Genomic DNA, 21,979 nt, shown 5'->3' with positions numbered 1-21,979 from the left:
TAATGAAACAATTAATAAATGAAGCAATTAATAACTTACAGGATACATTTTATGATATAAGCAAATATATTGGGCAAAACCCTGAGCTTGGCCACGAAGAATTCAAAGCGTGCAAAGCATTAACGGATGTTTTAAAAGAACAAGGGTTCACAGTTGAAATTGGTACATGTGACTTGCCAACGGCTTTTACTGCTGTTTATGACAGTCAAAAGCCAGGTCCGTCGATTGGGTTTATGGCTGAGTACGATGCTTTGCCGGATCTCGGACATGCATGCGGCCATAACTTAATTGGAACCATGTCGATTGCAGCTGGTATTGGTCTTAGTAAAGCAGTTGCAGAAACAGGCGGTAAAGTATACGTATATGGAACGCCTGCAGAGGAAACACGAGGCGGCAAAGTAACGATGGCCAAGCAAGGCATTTTTAATCATTTAGACGTAGCTATGATGGTACATCCTTATTACTGTCACCAAAAAAGCGGACGTTCTCTTGCAATGGATGCCATTCAGTTTGAGTTCTTCGGAAAATCCGCGCACGCAGCTGCTGCTCCTCATGAAGGAATCAACGCGTTAGACGGCGTATTACAAACGTTCAACAGCATTAATGCGCTTCGCCAGCATGTGAAGCCGGATGTACGCATTCATGGAGTGATTACAGAGGGAGGCAAGGCGGCCAACGTTGTACCGGATTATGCAGTAGCACAATTTTATGTCCGCGCTTCAACCCGTGCATATGTAGATGAAGTGACAGAGAAGGTGAAGGCATGTGCCAACGGCGCTGCTCTAGCCACGGGAACAAAATTAAAAATCTCAAACTATGAGTTTTCTTATGATGATATGCAAACGAATCAAACATTATCCGATGTCTATACAAATAATCTCATCTCATTAGGCGTGAGCGAACAAAGCATTACGGAAGACCAAGGCGATCATGGATCTTTAGATATGGGGAATGTAAGTCAGGTTGTTCCGGCTATTCATCCGTATATTCAAATTTGTGATGATTATTTTGTTTGTCATACGCACGAATTTAGAGAAGCAGCTTTAAGTGAGCAAGGAAGAGAAGCAATGATACTCGGGGCACAAACAATGGCATTAACAGGGTATGACGTATTAACAAATCAAACGCTGCTCCAAAAAATCAAAGAAGAATTTAATGCTACAAAGTAAGAGGTAATGATAAAACCATACCAAATAATACGCTTGCGACTGCAAGCGTATTATTTAGTATGAGAAGCGGGACTGAATGGTTCGGAAAATTTGACCGTGGCGCTGTTCATCGCTCGCAGCTCGAACAATGCGGCTTTGAATTCGAGCATTGGTGATTCTTCTAGCGATTGATTGATAAAATGGAACGGTTTCTACTTCATCTTTAATGGATTCAGAGACCCCTTCTTGAAAAGTATTTGGCAGTTTTATGTTTAATGAAATTTGTGGGTAGCTGCCTGATAAATCATAATAGGCTTTAGAAAACCAGTCAAAGTGTTTAATTTCATCCTGCCGAATACCTAATATAGCTTGTTGAACCTGATTATTAGGAGCCAGTTCTGCTAAGCGTGTATAGTAGTGAATAGCGGAAAACTCGTCGTTTACAGCTTTGTTTATATCTCTTAGAAGCTGTTCGTCTAGCCTTGTATCATCTTCCCAATATTCTTCGTGCCGGGAGTAAAACTCATACATATGGATATACCTCCTCACCGTTTTGTTCTCTTGTCGTCACCATCATCGTATGTATAGACGAGAAAAGACGTACATTAAAAGAAAAAAGTTTAACAAAATGGTAAAAAGGGTATGTGCAGAGAATAGTATCAAAAAAGACAGAGGTTATCTTATGATTAAAATTGTAGCTAAAACCAAAGAAGGAGCTATTAAAGAAATAGAAATGAATGAGATTCGTTCAAGCCATGAGTTTCAATGGTATTGGGTTGATTTTTACAATCCCACCGAGGAAGAAAAAAAGCAGCTTGAACAATTTAATTTTCATCCTTTAGCAGTTGAGGACTGTTTAAATCAAGGTCAGCGCGCTAAATTTGAGTTGTATGATGACCATTATTTTTTAGTCTATTATGCCCTTCATAAAGAAGAGCTTGAGCACTTAGAAGTATCTGCGTTTGTAGGGGATAACTTTTTAGTCACTTACCATATGGATAAGCTAACGAGCGTGGCTAGGGTTTGGGAGCTTATCAAAAAAGACCCTGAGGCTACCGAAGATGGAACATGGGATATCATGTATGAACTTTTAGATCATACCGTTGACGAATACTTCCCCGTGCTTTATAAATTTGAAGATCACATAGACGATATTGAAGACAATGCAAAAGACGAACCTATGGATGAATTAATGAGGCAGCTTTATGACATCCGAAGTGATTTGTCACGAATGCGCCGCATTTTAAACCCCATGAGAGATTTAATGTATCGTATTATGTCAACCAATGCGTTAAAAGCAAAAGAGCAGGTTCGCTATTTTAATGACATTTATGACCACTTATTAAATATGATTGAAATTATGCAAGCAAGCAGGGATTTGTCAAATGATATTCGAGAAAGCTTTATGTCCATTAACTCGGATCGTATGAATTCAATCATGTTTACGCTAACGCTTATGTCAGCTATTTTCTTACCGTTGACGTTTATTGCTGGCCTCTATGGCATGAACTTTTCATATATGCCGGAACTGACGGGGAAATATAATTATTTTATTGTACTTGGCATTATGATTGGGCTTGTAGGCGTAATGGTCTTTGCCTTTTATAAAATGGGATGGTTTAAATATCGAAAAGGACCGAAACTATAAAGTAGATTGTTAACCTTCCTGTATAAATGTTAATCAACTCAGTAAAAATGAAATTAAATAAGCGAAGATCTTATCTGACTCTAGATAAGATCTTTTTCTTGTGCTATAAACAAGAAAAGCAGGGAAGCGAGGGAAGAATGTGAAACACGGAAGAATGGGTCTGCGAAGCATCACGGTGCTGCTTGTATGCATGGTGGTGATTCTATCGCTATTGTTAACGGATTTATTAGTTAGCAGTTCAATTGGAAAAAATATTCGGGATCAACAGGCTGAAAAAGCTCGGACTATTGCTACGATTATTTCAGAATCAACGAACGTGAAAGAAGGACTAGAGACAAAAACACCTCAGTCAATTCAAGAATTCACTAAACGAATTCGTAAAAAATCAAGCGTCTTGTTTATCGTTGTTATGGATATGAATGGAATTCGGCAATCTCATCCAGATCCTAAAAAGATAGGAAAGAGGTTTGCCGGAGGGGATGAGCAAAAATCATTGCACGGGAAATCTTATGTATCTGTATCAAAAGGAACGCTCGATAAATCTCTGCGCGCTTTTGCACCTATTTATAATGAAAAAAATCAACAAATTGGCGCAGTAGCTGTGGGGATTTCTTTGAATAATGTAAATGAAGCAATTAGAGATGGGCATCGTCGAATTGTTTTAGGTTCATTAATTGGTTTACTTGTAGGCATTCTTGGTGCTATTTTATTAGCGAATTACATAAAGAAAATTTTATTTGGCTTGGAACCTTCTGAAATTGCTAAAATTCTAGAAGAGAGAAGTACCATGCTGCAGTCGGTTCGTGAAGGAGTGATAGCTGTTGATAAAGAAGGTAATATTACACTTGCTAATCGTTCTGCACGCCGCTTATTTGTTAAAGCAGGGTTAGCGCCAGAGCCAATCGGTTTGTCTATTCGAGAATATATGCCCACCTCCAGGCTGGACGACGTTTTGTCTACGGGGGAATCTCATTACGATGAAGAGCAATTCATAAATGGAGTAGCCATTGTGGTTAACAGGGTTCCGCTAGTAGTAAACGAAGAGATTGTAGGGGCACTTTCTACGTTTCGGGATAAAACAGAAGTTAACATCTTAGCAGAACAGCTAACAGGTGTTAAAATGTATGTGGAAGCGCTTCGAGCACAATCGCATGAATTTATGAATAAACTTCATGTGATTTTAGGAATGGTGCAGATGAATTATTATGATGAGCTAAAAACGTATATTCATCAGCTTGTTAATCACCGTGTCGATGAATCTAGTTCAGTGACTAAATCTATTAAAGATCATGCGTTGGCAGGGTTCCTCATGGGCAAAATGAGTTATGCTAGAGAGGAAAGTGTAGAACTGACGTTTTCCGCTGATGAAGTTATTCCAGAACCTTCAGATCCACACGTTACTCATCATCTCATTACCATTATTGGAAATTTAATTGATAATGCAATTGATTCAGTTTGTCATCAAGCCTCTAAAAAAGTGTCCGTTATGCTTGTTTATAAAAACAATAAACTTACGATTCAAGTCACGGATACAGGCTGCGGCATTCCTTCCGATACAATGAATCAGATTTTCAAGAAAGGTTTTTCTACAAAAGGCACGAGCAGAGGGTTTGGACTGCATTTAGTGAAGCAAACGATTGATGAACTAGGTGGCCAAATCGTCATTGACTCATTTATAAATAGCGGTACCACATTCTATATTGATATTCCGTACGAAACAAGGAGAGATCAAGTTGATTAAAGTATTAATTGTTGAAGATGACCCAATGGTTGCTCAGTTTAATCAAAAGTACATTGAAGAGATAGAGGGGTTTACAGTGGTCGCTGTTGCTCATTCGGGTCATGAAGCCTTGGTGAAGGTAAATGAATATCAAGTTGATTTAGTGCTGCTTGATGTCTTTATGCCTGGGCAAAATGGTTTGAAAGTTTTACAAGAGATTCGAACAAAACAAGAGGAAATAGATGTCATTTTTATCACCGCTGCTTCGGGTGCCCAAACGATTCAGCAAGCTCTACGCTACGGAGCAATTGATTATTTGATTAAGCCTTTTACATTTGAACGCTTTTATCAAGCACTTTCGGCTTACAAACAAACATTTCGTACGTTAAAACAGCAACCTCAGCTTAACCAACAGGAATTAGACGGGCTGCTGTCTAATAAAAAAATAAAAGAAGCTCGGGTAGAGCCGTTGCCTAAGGGTTTAACGACAGGAACATTAGAAGTTATCGTAGAAGCCATTGAGCATCTTAAAGATCACCCTTTTTCGACTGATGATGTAGCTGAAAAAACGGGAATTTCAAGAGTATCTATTCGGAAATATTTAAAATTTCTAACAGATATAGGTCTTCTTGGGGAAAGAATGACTTACGGCACAATAGGACGACCTGTGTATGCGTACTTATACAATGAACAAAACCGTCACTTGCTGCATCACTACCTCGTTGACTTTGAAAAATAAAGAGATTGACCTGTTAGAGACGTCCGGTGCTATTTTGTCAGTGTGAGAATATTTTACTGTAGAGTGCGGGTGAGTTAAGTGGTATGGTTGATAATAACAAAGGAAAAAACAAGTCGTTTGACTGAAAAAGAGGTGGTTTCTTGATTGAAAGCATAGAACGCTTGACTGAATTACTGTTATCAGGGAATCAAGATGAAGCTTGGAATATTGTGTGGAAAAAAAGACAGCAGGGTTTCGATACATTTTATATTTTTCAGCAATTCATTTCAGTGTCGATGGCTCAAATCGGTATGATGTGGGAAGAAGATGAAATTTCAGTGGCTGATGAACATTTAGCTACTACTACCTGTGACTATGTTTTGTCACGCTATCAATTGTGTATAGAACAAGAAGTTATTAAAAATGAAAAAAAAGGTCTGTTTTTGTGTATAGAAAATGAACAGCATTTTTTAGGTTTAAAAATGATTTCCATTCTCTTTGAAGAGCACGGCTGGCAGACGAAACTTTTAGGAGCAGATTCTCCGCTTTTACATGCAACGCACACTGTTGAACAATGGAAACCTGATTTAGTAGGAATCTCGTTCAGTTTAACTCATCATATAGAAAAAGCAAACGAATATATAGAAGGATTACAAAAGACAAAACATCAGCCGCTTATTTTAGTTGGAGGTCGAGTAGTTTCAAGCTATAAGTTTCCTCTTGCTCAAACAAATCAAGTTCGGTTTATTGCACAGTTAGAGGAGTTGAAAGAGTTTTTTCATTATCAATTGATTAGGGGGATTAAGGTTGTCGACTATTAAATATGCTCCGCTTCCTGTTTTTATTATGGATGAGGAAATGAATATTCTAGCGCAATCTGATGAAGCAGCCGCTTTATTTGGAGAGGTTCAACATTTTTTAGAAATTGTTGACGAAGATAGTCAGATCAAAGCTAGAAAACGATTAGGGCAGAAGAAAAAAATAAAAACAGAATTAGTCATGCATTCGCACAAAGCTAAGATGTCTCTTTATACCGTGAATTGCAAATGGGAGCAAGATAAGGCGCATGTGATATGTGTAGAGGAAGATTCTCAAATTAGAATTCTTTCAGAAAAAATCCAACAACATACAGCGCGTTTATCTGAAACAGACTTAGAACTGCTGCTGCAAAAAGAACGATTAGAAAAAGCAATGAACCGAGTTATAGAACTGTCGGGACCGTTTATTCATTTATCGAACAACATGGTGCTTATACCTCTGTTTGGCGATTTATTTGAGGAAGTCATCATGAAAAATGAACATCGGCTGCTCAGACAAATAGATGAGGAAACGGTTGATCGAGTTATCATTGACTTTAATGGAATAGGTCAAATTGATGAACGAGGTGTTGCGGCCCTAGAACATTTAATATGGGAATTTCAGCTAATGGGTGTACAGATTTATTTAACAGGTGTGACACCCGATCATAGTCAATGGCTTCACCAGTATCATTTTCAAGCAAATGTAAAATCTATTAGTAACTTAGGTCAGGCCATTCATCAATTTTTTACAACGGCATGAAATGGCTACAAAAAGTGAACACTTCATATAAAGACAATAAGACAGGGGATCAATATTGATAAACAGGTGATTAAAATTTGGTGAAACACGCGCGTAAAGTAGCTTTAAGAATTTCAATTATATATATCATTATTGGCGCTGTATGGATCTTGATATCTGATAATATATCTAGAACATTAGCGCAAGGTCGTTTTGAAGTATATATTTTTTTTCAACAATACAAAGGTTGGCTTTTTATTTTAGCTACGGGGATTATTTTGTATGGGTTGGTATATAGGAGAGCTTATAAACTAGTGGAGTCCCAGCAAGAGCTCGTAGTGAAAGAACACGAACTTCAAACGAGCAATCAGCACTATCAATCTTTATTCAAACATAATCCCGATGGCGTTTTTGAAATAAGTAAAACGGGTGAAGTTCTTCTTGCTAATCCAGAAGGTGAAGGAATCGTTGGATACTCCAGTGAAGAATTACGAAAAATGAAACCTTCAGCTCTTATCGCAGCTGAAGAGTTTGATATGTGTAAAGAGTATTTTAAAGAAGTGCTGAATGGAAAAGGTGCTAAGTTCGAAATGAATGTGATCAATAGAAAGCGAGAAAGACGGCTGCTTAGGTGTTCATTGCTTCCCATCATCGTTCATAAGCAGGTAGTAGGTGTATTTATGATTGCACGTGATATTACTACATACCGTCAAGATGAAGAGCTTATGATAACCTCGGAAAAAATGTCCGTTATTGGACAAATGGCAGGTGCCGTCGCACATGAAATTAGAAACCCGCTTACTTCTTTAAAAGGCTTTGTACAGGTTATGCAAGCCTCTAAGGAAACAAATGACACATATTTAGATATTATGATGTCTGAAATCGACCGCATCAACTTAATCTCCAGTGAAATGCTCATTCTTGGAAAAAAGCAGCATGTATCTTTTGAAAAGACCAATTTATGCGAGATTTTAAAACAAGTTATTACGCTAATGGAAGCGCAGGCCAATTTAAATAATGTTTCTATTTTATTGAAAGAAACAGCCAAAAGGCCTATTTATGTTTCGGCTGATGCAAATCAATTGAAACAAGTGTTCATCAACGTGATCAAAAACGGTGTAGAAGCTATTATGGAGAAAGGTCATATTACAATAACAGTTGAAGAAAAAGGTACACGAGCATTGATTCACTTTGAAGACAATGGAATCGGAATGAGTCAAGAGAGGATTGAACAAGTAGGAACGCCGTTTTATTCTACAAAAGAAGCTGGCACTGGCTTAGGGCTGGCCGTATGTTACAAAATCATGGAGCGTCATCAAGGTACCATGCATTTTAAAAGCGGTAAAGGAAAAGGGACAACGGTTATTATTGATATGCCAATTATAGAACGAAACAGCCGCCTCTCGTAGCTCAGAGAGGCGGCTGTTTTCTTGAAAAAGAGGAAGTAAGCAGCTGAGCCCTTTGCATCTGAATCCATATAGGACATAAAACCTCCTTCTTATACAAGTTTTCGTCCATAATAAAGAGGATCATATTGTTTTCTATAGAAGCAATAGTGTATCATAGTTGAAGCTATGTTTATTGATGTAGAAAAGTTAAGGTAACAACCGATTTTTCTACTGACGGATTGACAGGGTCCCTTGGGATAAGAAAGGTTTATTTATAAATAGAAATTAAGGTCAGTATTAACGCACATGGCCACTGATACATTCGTTTAATTGAAATGAAAAAAATCGTTTATAATATCGAGAAAAGCATGGAAAAGGAGATAGATATGAGTCAGTTTATAGAGACTTTACAGCCTTTTTTACAAGAGGCGTGGAAAAAAGCAGGGTTCAATGAGCCTACTGCCATTCAAACGAAAGCTATTTCAGAGATTTTAGCTAATAAAGATGTAATAGGAGAATCCCCAACGGGAACAGGAAAGACGCTGGCATATCTGTTGCCTGTCTTACATCGCATTCAGCCGGGACCATCTCATATTCAAGCTGTTATTTTAGCATCTTCCCATGAATTGGTTATGCAAATTCACGGTGAAATTCAAACTTGGTCGCAGGGAAGCGGTATTTCAAGCGCTGCGTTTATTGGCGGAGCAAATATGAAACGGCAATTAGAAAAACTTAAAAAACGTCCCAATATCATTGTTGGTACCCCAGGACGTTTGAACGAGCTAATTAAAATGAAGAAATTAAAGATGCACGAAGTCAAAACAATTGTGATTGATGAAGCGGATCAATTGTTTGTACCTGAGCATGTTCAAACGGTTCAACAGATTGTAAAAATGGCGTTAAGTGATCGTCAAATCCTAGTCTTCTCAGCTACTGTATCAGAACGTACCAAATCGCTAGCGAAAGATATGATGAACTACCCTCTTGAAATAGAGGTAGGAAGAGATGAACTTCCGGCTTCGAAGGTAGAGCATGTATACATCAAAAGTGAAGCTAGAGATAAAGTGGACGTGCTTAGAAAACTAGTTCGTCAAGAACAAATGAAAGCTTTAGCCTTTTTTAAAGGAATTGATACTCTAATCGAGTTTGAAGAAAAATTAACATTTAAGCGTGTAGAAGCAGGTTCTTTACACAGTGAAACGAAAAAAGAAGATCGTGCTACGACGATTAAAGGGTTTCGAAAAGGAGATTTCCCTGTCTTATTAGCAACGGATGTCGCAGCTAGAGGATTAGACATTAAGGGATTGACGCATGTAATTCACATCGATGTTCCTCAAGATGCAGATCAATACGTCCATCGCTCAGGTAGAACAGGCAGATCGGGAGCAGAAGGTACAGTCATTTCTCTTGTGACTGAACGTGAAGAGCGAAATTTAAAACAAATCGCACGTGAACTTCAACTTTCATTAGTGAAAAAAGAGCTTTATATGGGTGAAATAGTGGATGAAGGAACAAAAGAGCAGTCCCGTACAGCTAAAAAACCTTCAAAAAAGCCATTTAACAAGAAAAAGAAACAAAAAGGTCGAATGTAAACTAGGTATTCTTCCTTTTATAACAGCAGTGTCACAACCTAAAAAGCAACGTCTACTGCTTTATTACAGCAGCCTGGCGTTGTTTATTTTCTCTATTTCACCTGTATAAATAAGTAAAAAGAGAGAAATGTAGATATTTTTTCCTAGGTATGAAAATAGTTTGAATGATGGATTTTGTTTTTTGTAACCTTATTTTAACATTACTTTAAGAGACTTCTAATAAAAGAGGAAGAAGGACGTGGGGACATTTTATGGATGCAATTGATGATCTCTTTGACGACATAGAGCGAAGAAGAAAAAGTAAAGAATATAGTCGAGATGCAGATCAATTAGAATCATATTTACATGAAGTTCAACGTATCATGGAATTTCTTGAAGAGGGTATCTATCTGTTTCAAAATTCGCACCAACAATATGCGTCAGATTGGTCAGGGCGTTCTAAGAGCTCATATGAGGATATTTATAATGATATTACGCAATCTACTTTTCATCTGTACGACGTAAGGGATGAATTGTTTCAAACTTTACGCTTAGAAATTTCACGATTAAGAGAGTTAGCATCGGCGTAATAAATAACATTATCGACTCACTCCTTTAGAAAGTGAGTCTTTCCGTATAGGCTTAAAAAATGTTTGGATGATGACTGAAGGCTTACAAGAGATAGGGGGACGGACATACATGGAGATAAAAGTAAATCCAGAGGTGCTGCAGACGTTTGCAGAGCGAATTCAGCACTCTCATTCACAGACGGCTGATGCACTTCAAAAACTAAGCTGGGAAGCTACAAATCTACATTTCTTGTCTGTTGCAGATATTGATAAAGTGCTGGACTTGCAGGAAGAGTTACAGCATATGATTCGCAAACTTGATTCGCTAACGGAAAACGCACATTTATTAGTAAAAGACACTGCAGAACAAATGAGAAAAGCAGATGGAGAGCTAGAAGGCTCTTCAGGCTGGACGGAGTTTTGGTCGAGCGTGTGGAGCGATGGGGGCACCCATTCACAAGATACGTGGAATGACATAAAGAACTTAAAAGAATGGAATACGTATGACAATATGCATAGAACGATTGAAAAACCTTTAGGTACTCTTAATGTTATGTGGAATTCGCTTTCTATGTCTTGGGAAGAAAAAGTAGTGAATGGTTCTACATGCAGTCGAACGGAATTTTTTACTTATGGCGTTATTCAAATGGGGTTGGGCATTTTAAGTCAGGAAATGAATCCTTCAAACATTATGTTTAGTGACAGCACAGAGGAAGTGAAGAGAGAATGAATGAAGTATATGATGGCGCTGGAAGTGAAATGGTACAGTTCCTTACAGGGTTGTCTCGGCAATGAAATATACATTTAACTTATTAGAAAAATCGTTAATTGAAGCAATGAAAGATAATAAGAAAATTGCTCAATTTTATAAAACTTTAATGAATAGCAATTTATGGCTAGTTGTTAGTTCAGAGCATGGAGCATCAGATATATTGATTGCAGAGCACTACGTTCAGACGATGAAAAGCGCAGCGTACCGATATTTACCTGTTTTTTCGTCAAAATATCCGATTGAACAGATGCTGAAAGATGAAAAGACCGTATGCGTATCATTTAAGGATATGCTGCCTGTATTAAATGAAGAAATAGCGATATTACTTAACCCTGACACGCCTCTCTCAAAATTATTCATCCCCGAAGAAATAAGGATGTTAAAAGAAGATCAAAATTATTTTAAGCAGTAGCCAAAAAATAAAAAGCGCATGTGCTTTTTCAAAGCATGTCTGAATCTTAAATAAATAGAAGATATATAAAGAGGCAGGGCCTTAAATAGGCTGCTGCTTTTTTATTACTAGTAAAGAGTTTTATAGATAATGAACAAAAATGTAATTTAATAGTCTTATAGTTTTTATTTTCCTTTAAATAGGTACCTATAGATCAGATGGAAAAGGTTTAAATGAGAACAAAATCTTGGTTTTTTAGGTTTTATTTGCATTTTTTAGGGGTATTTGTAGATACATATTCTCATTTTTGGAGGCTTTTGCAAGTAACCTTTGACCTTATCACTAGAGTTTCTTACAATAATAGTAAATATATAAACCGAAGGAGAGATATGTATGTCAGGAATTATTCGCGTAACACCAGCAGAGCTTCGCGACATGGCGGGTCGTTATACTAACGAAAGCGGTCAAGTTCAAGAATTAGTAAGTCGTCTTGATACAATGAAAAATCAACTTCAAGACATGTGGGAAGGTGCTTCAAGCGAAGCGTTTGCTGCTCAATACGAAGAATTAAAGCCTTCTTTCGTTGAAATGTCTAACCTACTTACAAAGATTGCTAAGCAATTAGATGACTCTGCAAACGTTCTTGAAGATACAGATAACCAAATCGCTAGCCAAATCCGCGGTTAACTTCATCTAATAATCTAAGTGAAGTAATAAAAGGAGCGCCCTATTCTCAAAAGATGAAGGCGCTTTTTCTATGTTTTGAGGTGATGAAACCCTATGTATATAGAAGTAACAGTAGACTTAAAGCACTATACAGGTGATCGGTTCGATTTGCGACTATCAAACTATCATTCACTCAAAAAAGTAGTCGAGATCGTTTGGCAAGCTAAAAAGATTACTCAATCACCAAAGGACGGTGCGTGGATACGTGTTTCAAATAAAAATCTTATTTTCTCGGGAAATGAGACGATGATTAACTGCGGAATTACCACAGGTGATTGTATCGAAATTCTCTAAAGGAGTCTATTAGAATGTCAGAGAAGAAACCGACTTACTTAGAAGAACAGCTCGAAGCTGTAATGACACGTCATAATAATGAATATACATTTGTTTTTCAAAAAGAAAAAATTCGACTTAATCGTTCTGTTGAAATTGAAATGTTAAAGGATGTAAACACGAATTTTCAAAAAGAAATCATGATGAGCGATGATGAACTTAAAATAACAATTAAGCCTACCTCTGAATTTCAACCTTTTTCAGCATTAAGAGGAAGAGAAGAACAGCAAAAGTGGCTGTTTGCAGATCAGCTTATCAAACAGGTAAAGCAGCATTCTTTTTCAAGGCTGCATTTGTTGATTTGTCCAGAGAATATCATTTTTGATAAAAGTTTAAGTCCGGCTTTTTTACATTATGGAGTGAAAGAAAGTTTACCTCCTTATGAGTCTAACGGGGAACAAAGTTTTCAAGAGTTAAAGGCTACGATAGCAGCAGCCGTTGACTCATCGCATACATTTGAACAGTATTTTAAGTTATATGAGACCTTGCAATTAAAAGAAGACGCTAAAAAAATAATGCATATCAGCAATGAGGAAGAGTTGAGTCAATTTGTTCAGCATAAGCTAACCCAAATTGAAAAGCATCAAAAGACACTTGTTCAACTTCCTCAAAAACGCTGGACCATTTTTAAGTTTTCATCTGTGGGTATACTTGTCTTATTAATTCCAGCTCTTATTTATACTTTTTACTCTTATTTTTTTGCTCAGCCGAAACAAGAAGCATTTGTAGAAAGCAACGAATACTTTCTTGAAAAAAACTACAGCAAAGTAGTCGATACACTTGAAGATTATGACATTGAAAGCATGCCTAAAATTGTGCAGTACGAAATAGCAACTTCCTATCTTGTTAATGAAAAGTTAGGTGAGGAGCAAAAAGCAAATGCTTTAAAGACTATTACGCTTCAGTCAGATCCTCAGTATTTTGCCTATTGGTTTTACATTGGCCGAGGAGACAACAAAAAAGCGCTAGAAGTCAGCAGGTTGTTAGAAGAACGTTCGTTAATTATCTATGCACTAATGAAATACGAAGGTCAGCTAAAGACAGACAACGATTTAGCGGCTGATAAAAAGCAAGAGGAGCTTGATAAAGTAGCGAACGAACTTGAAGAATTTAAGAAAGAAAATGATCAGCAAGAAGCGGAAGCAGCCAAGCAGCAAGAAGAGAAACAAGCTGAGGAGGCACAGGCGGCCAAGCAGCAGGAAGAAGAACAGAAAGCTGCAGAAGCCGAGAAAAAGAAACAAGAAGAGCAGAAAAAACAGCAGGAAGATCAATCGAAGTAGGGAGGTAGTTGTATGAATATGCTTTGGGTAGTTAGTGGGCAAACGTATCAGCAGCTGCCTGTAGATTTTAAAACCTTTCGCCAAGCAACGGTAGGAAACACTCAGCATCAAACTTTTACATTTTCCTATCCGTTTGAGAAAGGGCAAATGACGCTGTCATCTGAAAAAAACGGCCGGCTCTTGATTTCCTACGGAGAAAAAAGGATAGCAGAGCTATCTGTTTCTCAGTCGTTTGTATGGCGAGAACAAGGACATGCTTTAACCTTTGTCCTTACAGACACGGCTGTTAAAGAAGCTGTCTATTATATTGATTACGGCTCAGAAGTCTCGTTTTCCACAAGTGATGAAACAGCTGATGTGTATCAGCAGAAAGAAAAGTGTGTAGTAGAGCCAAAAGAAGGATTTTACTTATCAAAGATAAATGGAAAGTGGAAGGTCTTTTATAACCAAGAACCGCTTTATCTTAACGGACACCGACTAGAAGAGAATACGAACCTTCAGCCCGGAGATCTCATTTTATGGTCTTCTATGACGATTCAATTGATCGAAAAAGATTTGCTGAAGATTCAAAGCTGCTATGATTATGCATCTAAGCTTCCAACTACGGCACAGCCTATTTCTGAAATGAAAAAGAAGTACCCGGTTTATAGACGGACACCGCGCATGATATATGATTTGCCTAATGATAAGGTGAGCTTGTCCTTTCCATCTCAAGACAATGATGAAAATAACCGAAGCTTGTGGCTTACTATTTTACCGCCATTAGTCATGCTTTTAGTCATGGGTACGGTCTCGATTATTCAGCCTAGGGGAATTTTTATTATTATATCTGTCATGATGTTTACGACCACGCTGATTGTATCTACCGTTCAATATTTCAAAGATAAAAAACAGCGCAAGAAGCGGCAGGAGCGTCGTCGTCGAATTTATACCAAGTATTTAGAGAACAAGCGCGAGGAATTACAAGAACTAGTATCAGTTCAACGAGATGTATTATCTTATCATTTTCCGACGTTTGAACGCATGAAATATTTAACAGAACAGATTTCTGATCGAATTTGGGAACGAACTGTAGAAAGCAGTGATTTTTTACAGGTGCGCCTTGGAACAGGAACAGTTCCGGGAAGCTACCAAATTTCTTTGAATAGCGGAGATATGGCTAATCGAGAAATTGATGATTTGCTTGAGCAGTCTCAGCACATGGAAAAGGTCTATCGAGAAGTGAAAAATGCCCCTGTTACCGCTCATTTAGGTTTAGGCTCTATCGGTCTGGTAGGAAAGATGAAAACGGTGAAGAATGAACTGCATCAGCTTGTAGGACAGCTGGCATTTTCCCACAGTTATCATGACGTAAGATTCGTATTCATTTTTGATGAAGAAGAATATAAAGAGTGGGAATGGATGAAATGGCTTCCTCATTTTCAGCTTCCGCATTCTTTTGCGAAAGGTTTCATCTATAATGAACAAACGAGAGATCAGCTTTTATCTTCTATTTATGAAATGCTGAGAGAACGCGATTTAGATGAAGCAAAAGGAGAAGGTGTCTTCTTGCCTCACTTTGTTTTTATTATTACGAATCAGCAGTTAATTGCAGATCACGTTATCTTAGAGTATTTAGAAGGATATCACCCTCACCTTGGGTTTTCTGCGATATTTGGGGCAGAGACAAAGGAAAGCTTAACGGAGCATGTTCATACACTCGTCCGTTATATTAACGAATCCGAGGGGGATATATTAATTCAAAAGCAAAAAGCTGTGAATATTCCATTTCAGCTTGATAAACACACGCTTGATTATAATGAAAGATTTGCAAGGATGCTGCGGACATTGGATCACCAAGTTGGTATGACCAACTCAATTCCAAATAGCGTTTCATTCTTAGAATTATTTAAAGCAAGAGAAATTGGTGAGTTGGATATCGTGCAAAGGTGGCAAAGCAATGAATCAGCTAAGTCGCTAGCAGTTCCCATTGGTTTAAAAGGAAAAGAAGATATTGTTGAACTAAATCTTCATGAAAAAGCTCACGGCCCTCATGGATTACTTGCAGGTACGACGGGGTCAGGGAAAAGTGAATTCTTACAAACGTACATTCTTTCTCTAGCGGTGAATTTCCACCCCCATGAAGTCGCGTTTTTATTGATTGACTATAAGGGCGGAGGAATGGCTCAGCCGTTTAAAAACATGCCTCATCTGCTTGGAACCATTACAAACATTGAAGGAAGTAAGAATTTTAGTACAAGAGCCCTAGCTTCTATTAAAAGTGAATTAAAGCGACGCCAGCGCTTGTTTGATAGATATGAAGTCAATCACATTAATGATTATACAGATTTATATAAGCAAGGTATGGCAGAAGAACCTCTGCCTCATTTATTCTTAATCTCGGATGAATTTGCCGAGTTAAAAAGTGAAGAACCAGAGTTCATTCGGGAATTAGTCAGCGCGGCGCGCATTGGACGTAGTCTGGGCGTTCATTTAATTTTAGCGACGCAAAAGCCAGGCGGTGTTATTGACGATCAAATTTGGAGTAATGCACGCTTTAAAGTAGCTTTAAAAGTCCAAGATGCCGCTGACAGTAAAGAAATCTTAAAAAATGCGGACGCTGCTTCTATTACGGTGACGGGTCGAGGCTATCTGCAGGTTGGAAATAATGAAGTGTATGAACTGTTTCAGTCAGCTTGGAGCGGTGCCCCGTACATGGAAGATACGTATGGGGCTGAAGATGAAGTCGCCATTGTCACAGATCTCGGGTTGATTCCTTTATCTGATGTATCTACTCAGCAGACGTCATCTAAACAAGCGGAAGCAGAAATTGATGTTGTGGTGCAAAAAATTGAAAAAACGCAGCAGGAACTAGCTATCAAAAAATTAAATAGTCCATGGCTGCCGCCTCTTAAAGAAAGATTGCTTCGCAGTGAGTACAAAGAGAAGCGAGACGGCGTATTCCCAATTGGCTTGATTGATGAACCGGAAAAGCAAAGCCAAACGGTATATAACTATCAGCTGATGGACGATGGAAACATTGGTATATTTGGTTCGTCAGGATACGGTAAATCGTTTACAGTCATGATGTTGCTTCTTAGTCTAGCTGAAAGAAAGAGCCCGGAGCAGCTTCATTATTACATTTTTGACTTTGGAAACGGCACGCTGCTGCCGCTTCGTCAGCTGCCTCATACGGCGGATTATTTCTTAATGGATCAAATGCGTAAAATTGAAAAATTCATGACGATTATCAAACAAGAAATCGCAAGGCGAAAGCAGTTATTTCAACAGCGGGAAGTTAGCAATATCAAAATGTATAATGCTCTAAGTTCAGAAAAGCTTCCTCTAATTTTTATCACGATTGATAATTTTGATCTTGTCAAAGAAGAAATGCAAGATCTAGAAATGCAGTTCACACAGCTCGTGCGTGACGGTCAGTCTTTAGGAATTTATATGATCTTTACCGCGACGCGGGTGAATTCTATTCGTCAGTCGCTTATGAATAATTTGAAAACGAAGGTTGTTCATTATTTAATGGATCATTCAGAAGCGTATTCTATTTTAGGACGTACGCCGTATGCGCTAGAGTCTATTCCAGGCCGGGCTATTATCAAAACGGATCAACCTTATTTTGCGCAGCTGTTTTTACCTGCGGAAGGAAAAGATGATTTTGAAATTTTTGATACAGTTAAGCTGCACATTCAACGATTAAAGAATCAATATGCTGATGCTATTGTTCCAGAGCCTGTACCAATGCTGTCATCAAAACTTGTACTTGCCGAGTTTATAACGGACAGAAGGGTTATTAGGGAAAAAGGAGTCATTCCTCTTGGATTAGATGAAGAGTTTGTTCGACCGGTGCATATGAACTTTAAGAAAAATAAGCATTGCATCGTCATGGGGCAGACGCAAAAAGGAAAGACAAATGTAGTGAAGGTCATACTGCAAACAGCGCTTGAACAAGGCGTGAAGCAAATCGGACTATTTGATTCGGTTGACCGCGGTTTATCAAGTTATGCAGCTGAAGAGCAAGTTGTTTACATGGAAACAAAAGAACAGATTATCGACTGGCTTGATTTAACTGAAGAACGATTGCAGCGACGTGAAAATAAGTATTTGGAAGCAGTGCAGGAAGGAACGGTACACAGTCTTTCATTTTCCCCGATCATGCTTGTAGTAGATGGATTTGTACGATTCCAGCAAAACTTAGACAGCGTCCTGCAGGATCGTATTACAAAATTGATGAAAAATTACAGTCACCTGGGCTTTAACTTGATTGTTGCAGGGAACAACAATGAGTTTTCAAAAGGATTTGACGCCTTAACAACAGAAGTGAAGCAAATTAGCCAAGCCGTGCTGTTGATGAAGAAAACAGAGCAAAGCTTATTTACACTTCCTTATGACCGAAAAGAAGCTGACGTTAACCCTGGCTTCGGTTATTATATTAAAAGTGGAAAAGAAACAAGAATTCAAATCCCGCTATGTGTAAGTGAAAGGAAGATCTTAACATGACCGAACAGCGTAAGTATACACTTAAAGTCATATTAGCTGTTGTTTTAATTTTGGCTCTTCCTTCTTTCTTTTTCCAGTATATTGGAGACAACCCACTGCAAGTCACAGAAAACTCAACAAGAACGATTGCGGTGGTTAACGAAGATAATGGAGTAAAAGAAAATAGTGAAAAAGCGATAGAGTTTGGAGAAAAAGTGACTCCTCTTTTACAGGAGGGGTCGGATTATCAATGGACCGTGCTTGGACGAAGCGCAGCTACAAGCGGTTTACAGAATGGAAAATATGATGCGGTTATCTATATTCCCTCGACCTTCTCACAAAATATTTTATCGTATCAGGAAAAAAAGCCAGAAAAAGCTACTTTGGAATACAAAGTTCAAAGTCAGCTTAACGCAGTTAATAAGGAAAAAGTAGTAGGGGAATTAGAAGATGCTACTACAAAGGTTAATAATGAAATGTCCTCTTTGTACTGGAGTTATGTATCACAGGAAGTGGATAAGGTACGAGGACAGTTCGATAAAATTCTAAATAAAGAAATCGCCTTTCAAAAAACAATGGTCGCTTTTTATAAACCGAATTCAAAAGATTTAGCAGGTGAATTAAATGATCAAAAGAAAATTCTTCAGCAAATCCAAGATAATGTAAATAAAGCAGAAAAAGGTTCGAGTGACAGACAAGGCGACGTAGAACAGGTTGAAAAGAATTTAAACAGCTTTATTGGATATGTAAATCAATATCAAACATATCAAGAAACACAGAAACAAATGCTTGAAAAAACGCAGGCTCAAAGCGTCACTGCGATTCAAGAAGGGCTGTCTTCCCTTGAATCTAATCAGCCAAGCTCTAAGCAAAATTTTAATGAGCAGGCCAATCAAGTGTTTAGTGGCTTATCTTCCATTCAACAGCAGTTGGATCAAAATCAAAAAGCCGTCGGAGAACTTGGAGACCAACAAGCGGATAACGTCAGTGAACAAGAAAAAGCTCTGCAAGATTTGAACGGCCAAATAGTCAGTTCATATAAACAGCAGTCTGAGCAAACAACCCTAAATCAAATTGAAAGTAAGCTAAAGCCGCTTCGTGCGCAGCTAGAGACAGCTTCATCAAATGAGGGTGGCGGAGGCTCAACGGATCCAGGAGAAGACGGCGAAACTCAGCCAGATCCGAATCAAGGCGGAGAGACGCCAACGGACCCTGGGGAAGGTGACGGAACTCAGCCAGATCCGAATCAAGGTGGAGAGACGCCAACGGATCCTGGAGAAGATGATGGAACTCAGCCAGATTCCGGTCAAGGCGAAGGAACGTCAGAACCAATTAAAGTGGATTTATCTCAGCAAACAGCAAAGCTTGATGATATATCAAAAGGCCTTGAAGACTTAGAACAGCAGCTCCAAGGAATGGTGAACGAAACACCTGAAGCACCTGAAGCACCTGAGACATCTGAGGGAACGGAAACGCCTGAAACGCCTGAAACGCCTGAAACGCCTGAAACGCCTGAAACATCGGACACATCGGATGCATCAGGTACATCCAATGCTGTGAAAAGTGCGCTTGAAAAAGTGGCTAATCTGAAAACACAGGTACAAGCAGTCAAAGATGAGCTGCAAAATGTAACAGTTCAGCCGGAAGCTTCAGGAGAAAATACGGATGAGCTGAAGCGAAAAATTGCCAGTTTGGAAGCAGACGTTAAGTCTTTGACAGCACAGAAAAACAAAGCAGAGAAAGACTTAGAAGAAGCGACCAAGTCGTCGAGCAGTCAAATTGCTAAGCTTCAAGAAGAAAATGAACGATTAAAAAAAGAGAATGAAAAGTTGAAAGAAGACGGCAAAAAGCCTTCTAAAGGTAGTGTGAATGTAGACAATCTCATTACGATGATTACAAACAAAGAAGATAAAATTTTATCTTCTCCAAACCTTTCAGCTTCTCGCAAGGAAAAGTTGAGCAATACATTCTCAGGTAAGATTCAAAGCAGCAGTGCAGAAGATCTGCTAAAGTACTACGGTGATTTATCGCAGTATGATTTGACTTTAGCTCAGGTAGGAAATACAGACATACAGAACAGCGTCCTTAACAATGACTCTATTAAAGGAAGTTTGCAGCAGGCGTTAGCTGGTACCGTCTCTTCTCAAGATGCACGTAAGCAAATCCAACAAAACCTGTCTCTAACAAAAGAAGAGTTAGCACAGTTCCAAAGTTCAGTGCAAGATTTTGCTGATCAATATGGACAAACAGTTGATGCTGAACAAGCATCTATTATGGAAGAGCTATCAGCTATTCAAGAAAAAGCAAATGCAATGAATCAAGAGCTTCAATCTAGCGCAGGTGAAGATCAAGCATTAGAAAAGAAAGAAGCTCCGGACGTAACGGGCTTAATGACGCTGCAGCAAAGCATGGGTCAAGAGTTGAAGGGAATGAACGAACTCATTTCATCTTTAGGTGAAAGACAAGCAAATGTTGTCACATACACAGATGAATTGCAGAAGCGTGTAAATGAAGTCCAGGATAAAGCTGACACGCTTAACAGCAAGTGGGCCCAAAACGTGGATTCAACGAAGTTGGTTCGCGGCCAGGTATACCGTTTGTTAAATAATACATTAGTAGATGGACAGAATAATGATTACGTTTATCATTATTTAGCCAATCCTCTTCAAGTAAGCGGTGAAGTGCCGGCTGAAAAAGTAAAAGAGGTTCCACCAGTTGTCATTTTGGTTATTATCTTAATCAGCAGCTTACTAATTGGCTATTTCAGTCAATACTACCGACATGCACCTATGCTTGTGAAAGGTACACTGTTTGGGTTATTGAATTTGATTGTAGGGTTAATGGTAAGTATCTTTAGCCTTAATATTTATTCGTTATCGGGAGACCGGGCAATGGAATGGTCAATCTTTACGATCGTCTTATTGCTTGCTACATCTACACTCGTACGTATTGCTTTCTTATTAGGAAGCTTCGCTGGATGGGTTACGACAGTAGGGTTGATTTTATTTTATATTACCCCGCTTCTTAACTTATCTATGCCAAACTTTAATTACGAAGATCCAGTATCTAAAGTATATATGTCAATTCAATATGATACGCAGTCTCTGTTTGGACAGGCGCTTATTGTATTACTGGGAATGACTGCCGTTTTAAGTGTTCTGCCATCTATTATTCGTGCTTTAAAGACGACTAAAGAGGTTGAAAATGATGAAACCTATAGTGCTTAATAAGAAGATTGGAAGTATTGTTCTTATTTTTTCACTTCTTTGTTTCCCTATAGCAGCAGCGGCTGAAGCTGATGACGGAAACGTTGAAGAGATTAAACCAAATGTATATAAGGATGATCCGATTAACTTGGACCCCGAATCTTTGCTAGAAAATAAAAAAGAAGTAGGAAATATTCCGGAGGAAATAAAGGATCTTACATTTGAAAAAGAGGAAGATGTAGAGAAAGAGAGCTTAAAAGAAAGTCTTTTTGCGAACGCATCAGCTGAAGATAATACGATTTCTGCGAAAGCAAAAGAATATAACTTGTTTTCTTCTAAAAACACTTCCTACAAGAAAGATCGAACAGAACAAACTGCTTCTGAAAAGTCATCAGACCTACAATGGTTTTATTTATTATTGATTGGTGTGGGGGTTGTTGTATTATTTGCGGTTTTAATACCGCGCATTAGCCCTCAACCTTCTGTGAAAAAATGAAAAA

At 38.3% G+C, this 21,979-nt stretch carries 18 protein-coding genes and 1 pseudogene; 17 read left to right on the top strand and 2 right to left on the bottom strand.

Annotation, left to right across the window (positions count from 1 at the left end; all coding sequences use genetic code 11):
- Positions 1 to 2: 2 nt before the first annotated feature.
- Positions 3 to 1,169, top strand: coding sequence for a M20 family metallopeptidase (locus ACFX4G_RS20060; RefSeq protein WP_043975740.1), 1,167 nt, complete (start codon positions 3 to 5; stop codon positions 1,167 to 1,169).
- Positions 1,170 to 1,223: 54 nt separating this feature from the next.
- Here ACFX4G_RS20060 and ACFX4G_RS20055 read toward each other — a convergent pair whose 3' ends face one another.
- A complete protein-coding gene (locus tag ACFX4G_RS20055) occupies positions 1,224 to 1,679 on the bottom strand; it encodes a ferritin-like domain-containing protein (RefSeq protein ID WP_162215174.1) in 456 nt (151 codons plus the stop codon).
- A gap of 151 nt (positions 1,680 to 1,830) precedes the next feature.
- Here ACFX4G_RS20055 and corA point away from each other — a divergent pair, with 151 nt between their 5' ends.
- The 3 genes and pseudogenes from corA to ACFX4G_RS20040 form a co-directional block, all read left to right on the top strand.
- A complete protein-coding gene (corA, locus tag ACFX4G_RS20050) occupies positions 1,831 to 2,796 on the top strand; it encodes a magnesium/cobalt transporter CorA (protein ID WP_377576409.1) in 966 nt (321 codons plus the stop codon).
- A 154-nt stretch (positions 2,797 to 2,950) separates the two neighbouring features.
- Positions 2,951 to 4,537: a DcuS/MalK family sensor histidine kinase gene (dcuS, locus tag ACFX4G_RS20045; protein WP_043975825.1), complete on the top strand. Its 1,587-nt coding sequence runs from the start codon at positions 2,951 to 2,953 to the stop codon at positions 4,535 to 4,537.
- Positions 4,497 to 4,862: pseudogene (locus tag ACFX4G_RS20040) on the top strand (response regulator); the annotation flags it as partial. The gene dcuS and the pseudogene ACFX4G_RS20040, both read left to right, overlap by 41 nt.
- 241 nt (positions 4,863 to 5,103) lie before the next feature.
- On the opposite strand, the gene ACFX4G_RS20035 reads toward ACFX4G_RS20040, so the two are convergent.
- Positions 5,104 to 5,199 (bottom strand): hypothetical protein, encoded by a 96-nt coding sequence (locus tag ACFX4G_RS20035; protein ID WP_377560525.1) that lies wholly within the window; start codon positions 5,197 to 5,199, stop codon positions 5,104 to 5,106.
- Between the two features lie 196 nt (positions 5,200 to 5,395).
- On the opposite strand from ACFX4G_RS20035, the gene ACFX4G_RS20030 reads away from it, so the two are divergent.
- The 13 genes from ACFX4G_RS20030 to essA all read left to right on the top strand — a co-directional run bounded on the left by ACFX4G_RS20030 (position 5,396) and on the right by essA (position 21,975).
- Positions 5,396 to 6,055 (top strand): cobalamin B12-binding domain-containing protein, encoded by a 660-nt coding sequence (locus ACFX4G_RS20030; protein WP_377576406.1) that lies wholly within the window; start codon positions 5,396 to 5,398, stop codon positions 6,053 to 6,055.
- Complete coding sequence (locus ACFX4G_RS20025; protein WP_043975732.1) at positions 6,042 to 6,794, top strand: STAS domain-containing protein; 753 nt, start codon at positions 6,042 to 6,044, stop codon at positions 6,792 to 6,794. The genes ACFX4G_RS20030 and ACFX4G_RS20025 overlap by 14 nt, the downstream gene beginning before the upstream one ends.
- An 80-nt stretch (positions 6,795 to 6,874) precedes the next feature.
- Positions 6,875 to 8,182: an ATP-binding protein gene (locus ACFX4G_RS20020; RefSeq protein ID WP_230184708.1), complete on the top strand. Its 1,308-nt coding sequence runs from the start codon at positions 6,875 to 6,877 to the stop codon at positions 8,180 to 8,182.
- A gap of 365 nt (positions 8,183 to 8,547) precedes the next feature.
- The gene (locus ACFX4G_RS20015) at positions 8,548 to 9,753 is read left to right on the top strand and encodes a DEAD/DEAH box helicase (RefSeq protein WP_043975728.1); all 1,206 of its coding nucleotides are present in this window, start codon (positions 8,548 to 8,550) and stop codon (positions 9,751 to 9,753) included.
- Positions 9,754 to 10,004: 251 nt separating this feature from the next.
- The gene (locus tag ACFX4G_RS20010; protein ID WP_013055102.1) at positions 10,005 to 10,322 is read left to right on the top strand and encodes a hypothetical protein; all 318 of its coding nucleotides are present in this window, start codon (positions 10,005 to 10,007) and stop codon (positions 10,320 to 10,322) included.
- Between the two features lie 109 nt (positions 10,323 to 10,431).
- Positions 10,432 to 11,031, top strand: a complete 600-nt coding sequence (locus ACFX4G_RS20005; RefSeq protein WP_043975725.1) for a WXG100 family type VII secretion target — start codon at positions 10,432 to 10,434, stop codon at positions 11,029 to 11,031.
- Between the two features lie 61 nt (positions 11,032 to 11,092).
- Positions 11,093 to 11,485: an SseB family protein gene (locus tag ACFX4G_RS20000; protein WP_013055104.1), complete on the top strand. Its 393-nt coding sequence runs from the start codon at positions 11,093 to 11,095 to the stop codon at positions 11,483 to 11,485.
- Between the two features lie 372 nt (positions 11,486 to 11,857).
- Positions 11,858 to 12,151, top strand: coding sequence for a WXG100 family type VII secretion target (locus ACFX4G_RS19995; RefSeq protein WP_013055105.1), 294 nt, complete (start codon positions 11,858 to 11,860; stop codon positions 12,149 to 12,151).
- A 93-nt stretch (positions 12,152 to 12,244) separates the two neighbouring features.
- A complete protein-coding gene (gene yukD / locus ACFX4G_RS19990; protein WP_013055106.1) occupies positions 12,245 to 12,484 on the top strand; it encodes an ESX secretion system protein YukD in 240 nt (79 codons plus the stop codon).
- A 14-nt stretch (positions 12,485 to 12,498) separates the two neighbouring features.
- The gene (gene essB / locus ACFX4G_RS19985; protein WP_230184685.1) at positions 12,499 to 13,803 is read left to right on the top strand and encodes a type VII secretion protein EssB; all 1,305 of its coding nucleotides are present in this window, start codon (positions 12,499 to 12,501) and stop codon (positions 13,801 to 13,803) included.
- Between the two features lie 12 nt (positions 13,804 to 13,815).
- Positions 13,816 to 18,294 carry a type VII secretion protein EssC gene (essC, locus tag ACFX4G_RS19980; RefSeq protein WP_340448547.1) on the top strand — a complete coding sequence of 1,493 codons (4,479 nt, stop codon included), beginning with the start codon at positions 13,816 to 13,818 and terminating at the stop codon, positions 18,292 to 18,294.
- Positions 18,291 to 21,500 carry a type VII secretion protein EsaA gene (gene esaA, locus ACFX4G_RS19975; protein ID WP_377576401.1) on the top strand — a complete coding sequence of 1,070 codons (3,210 nt, stop codon included), beginning with the start codon at positions 18,291 to 18,293 and terminating at the stop codon, positions 21,498 to 21,500. Before essC ends, esaA begins: the two co-directional genes overlap by 4 nt.
- Entirely contained in the window at positions 21,478 to 21,975 is a 498-nt protein-coding gene (essA, locus tag ACFX4G_RS19970) for a type VII secretion protein EssA (RefSeq protein WP_043975714.1), read from the top strand. Before esaA ends, essA begins: the two co-directional genes overlap by 23 nt.
- The last annotated feature ends 4 nt before the right edge of the window (positions 21,976 to 21,979 follow it).

Origin of the sequence: Priestia sp. YIM B13486, assembly GCF_042787865.1 — a bacterium.
GTDB lineage: Bacteria > Bacillota > Bacilli > Bacillales > Bacillaceae_H > Priestia > Priestia megaterium.
The sequence above is the reverse complement of the archived record's forward strand: the minus strand, read 5'-3'. Positions and strand labels throughout refer to the sequence as shown.

Coding starts and splice junctions, on each gene's coding strand:
- esaA (WP_377576401.1), top strand. CDS start 18,291: ATGACCGAACAGCGTAAGTATACACTTAAAGTCATATTAGCTGTTGTT.
- corA (WP_377576409.1), top strand. CDS start 1,831: ATGATTAAAATTGTAGCTAAAACCAAAGAAGGAGCTATTAAAGAAATA.
- ACFX4G_RS20000 (WP_013055104.1), top strand. CDS start 11,093: ATGAAATATACATTTAACTTATTAGAAAAATCGTTAATTGAAGCAATG.
- ACFX4G_RS20015 (WP_043975728.1), top strand. CDS start 8,548: ATGAGTCAGTTTATAGAGACTTTACAGCCTTTTTTACAAGAGGCGTGG.
- essB (WP_230184685.1), top strand. CDS start 12,499: ATGTCAGAGAAGAAACCGACTTACTTAGAAGAACAGCTCGAAGCTGTA.
- ACFX4G_RS20005 (WP_043975725.1), top strand. CDS start 10,432: ATGGAGATAAAAGTAAATCCAGAGGTGCTGCAGACGTTTGCAGAGCGA.
- ACFX4G_RS19995 (WP_013055105.1), top strand. CDS start 11,858: ATGTCAGGAATTATTCGCGTAACACCAGCAGAGCTTCGCGACATGGCG.
- ACFX4G_RS20010 (WP_013055102.1), top strand. CDS start 10,005: ATGGATGCAATTGATGATCTCTTTGACGACATAGAGCGAAGAAGAAAA.
- essA (WP_043975714.1), top strand. CDS start 21,478: ATGATGAAACCTATAGTGCTTAATAAGAAGATTGGAAGTATTGTTCTT.
- dcuS (WP_043975825.1), top strand. CDS start 2,951: ATGGGTCTGCGAAGCATCACGGTGCTGCTTGTATGCATGGTGGTGATT.
- ACFX4G_RS20055 (WP_162215174.1), bottom strand. CDS start 1,679: ATGTATGAGTTTTACTCCCGGCACGAAGAATATTGGGAAGATGATACA.
- yukD (WP_013055106.1), top strand. CDS start 12,245: ATGTATATAGAAGTAACAGTAGACTTAAAGCACTATACAGGTGATCGG.
- ACFX4G_RS20060 (WP_043975740.1), top strand. CDS start 3: ATGAAACAATTAATAAATGAAGCAATTAATAACTTACAGGATACATTT.
- essC (WP_340448547.1), top strand. CDS start 13,816: ATGAATATGCTTTGGGTAGTTAGTGGGCAAACGTATCAGCAGCTGCCT.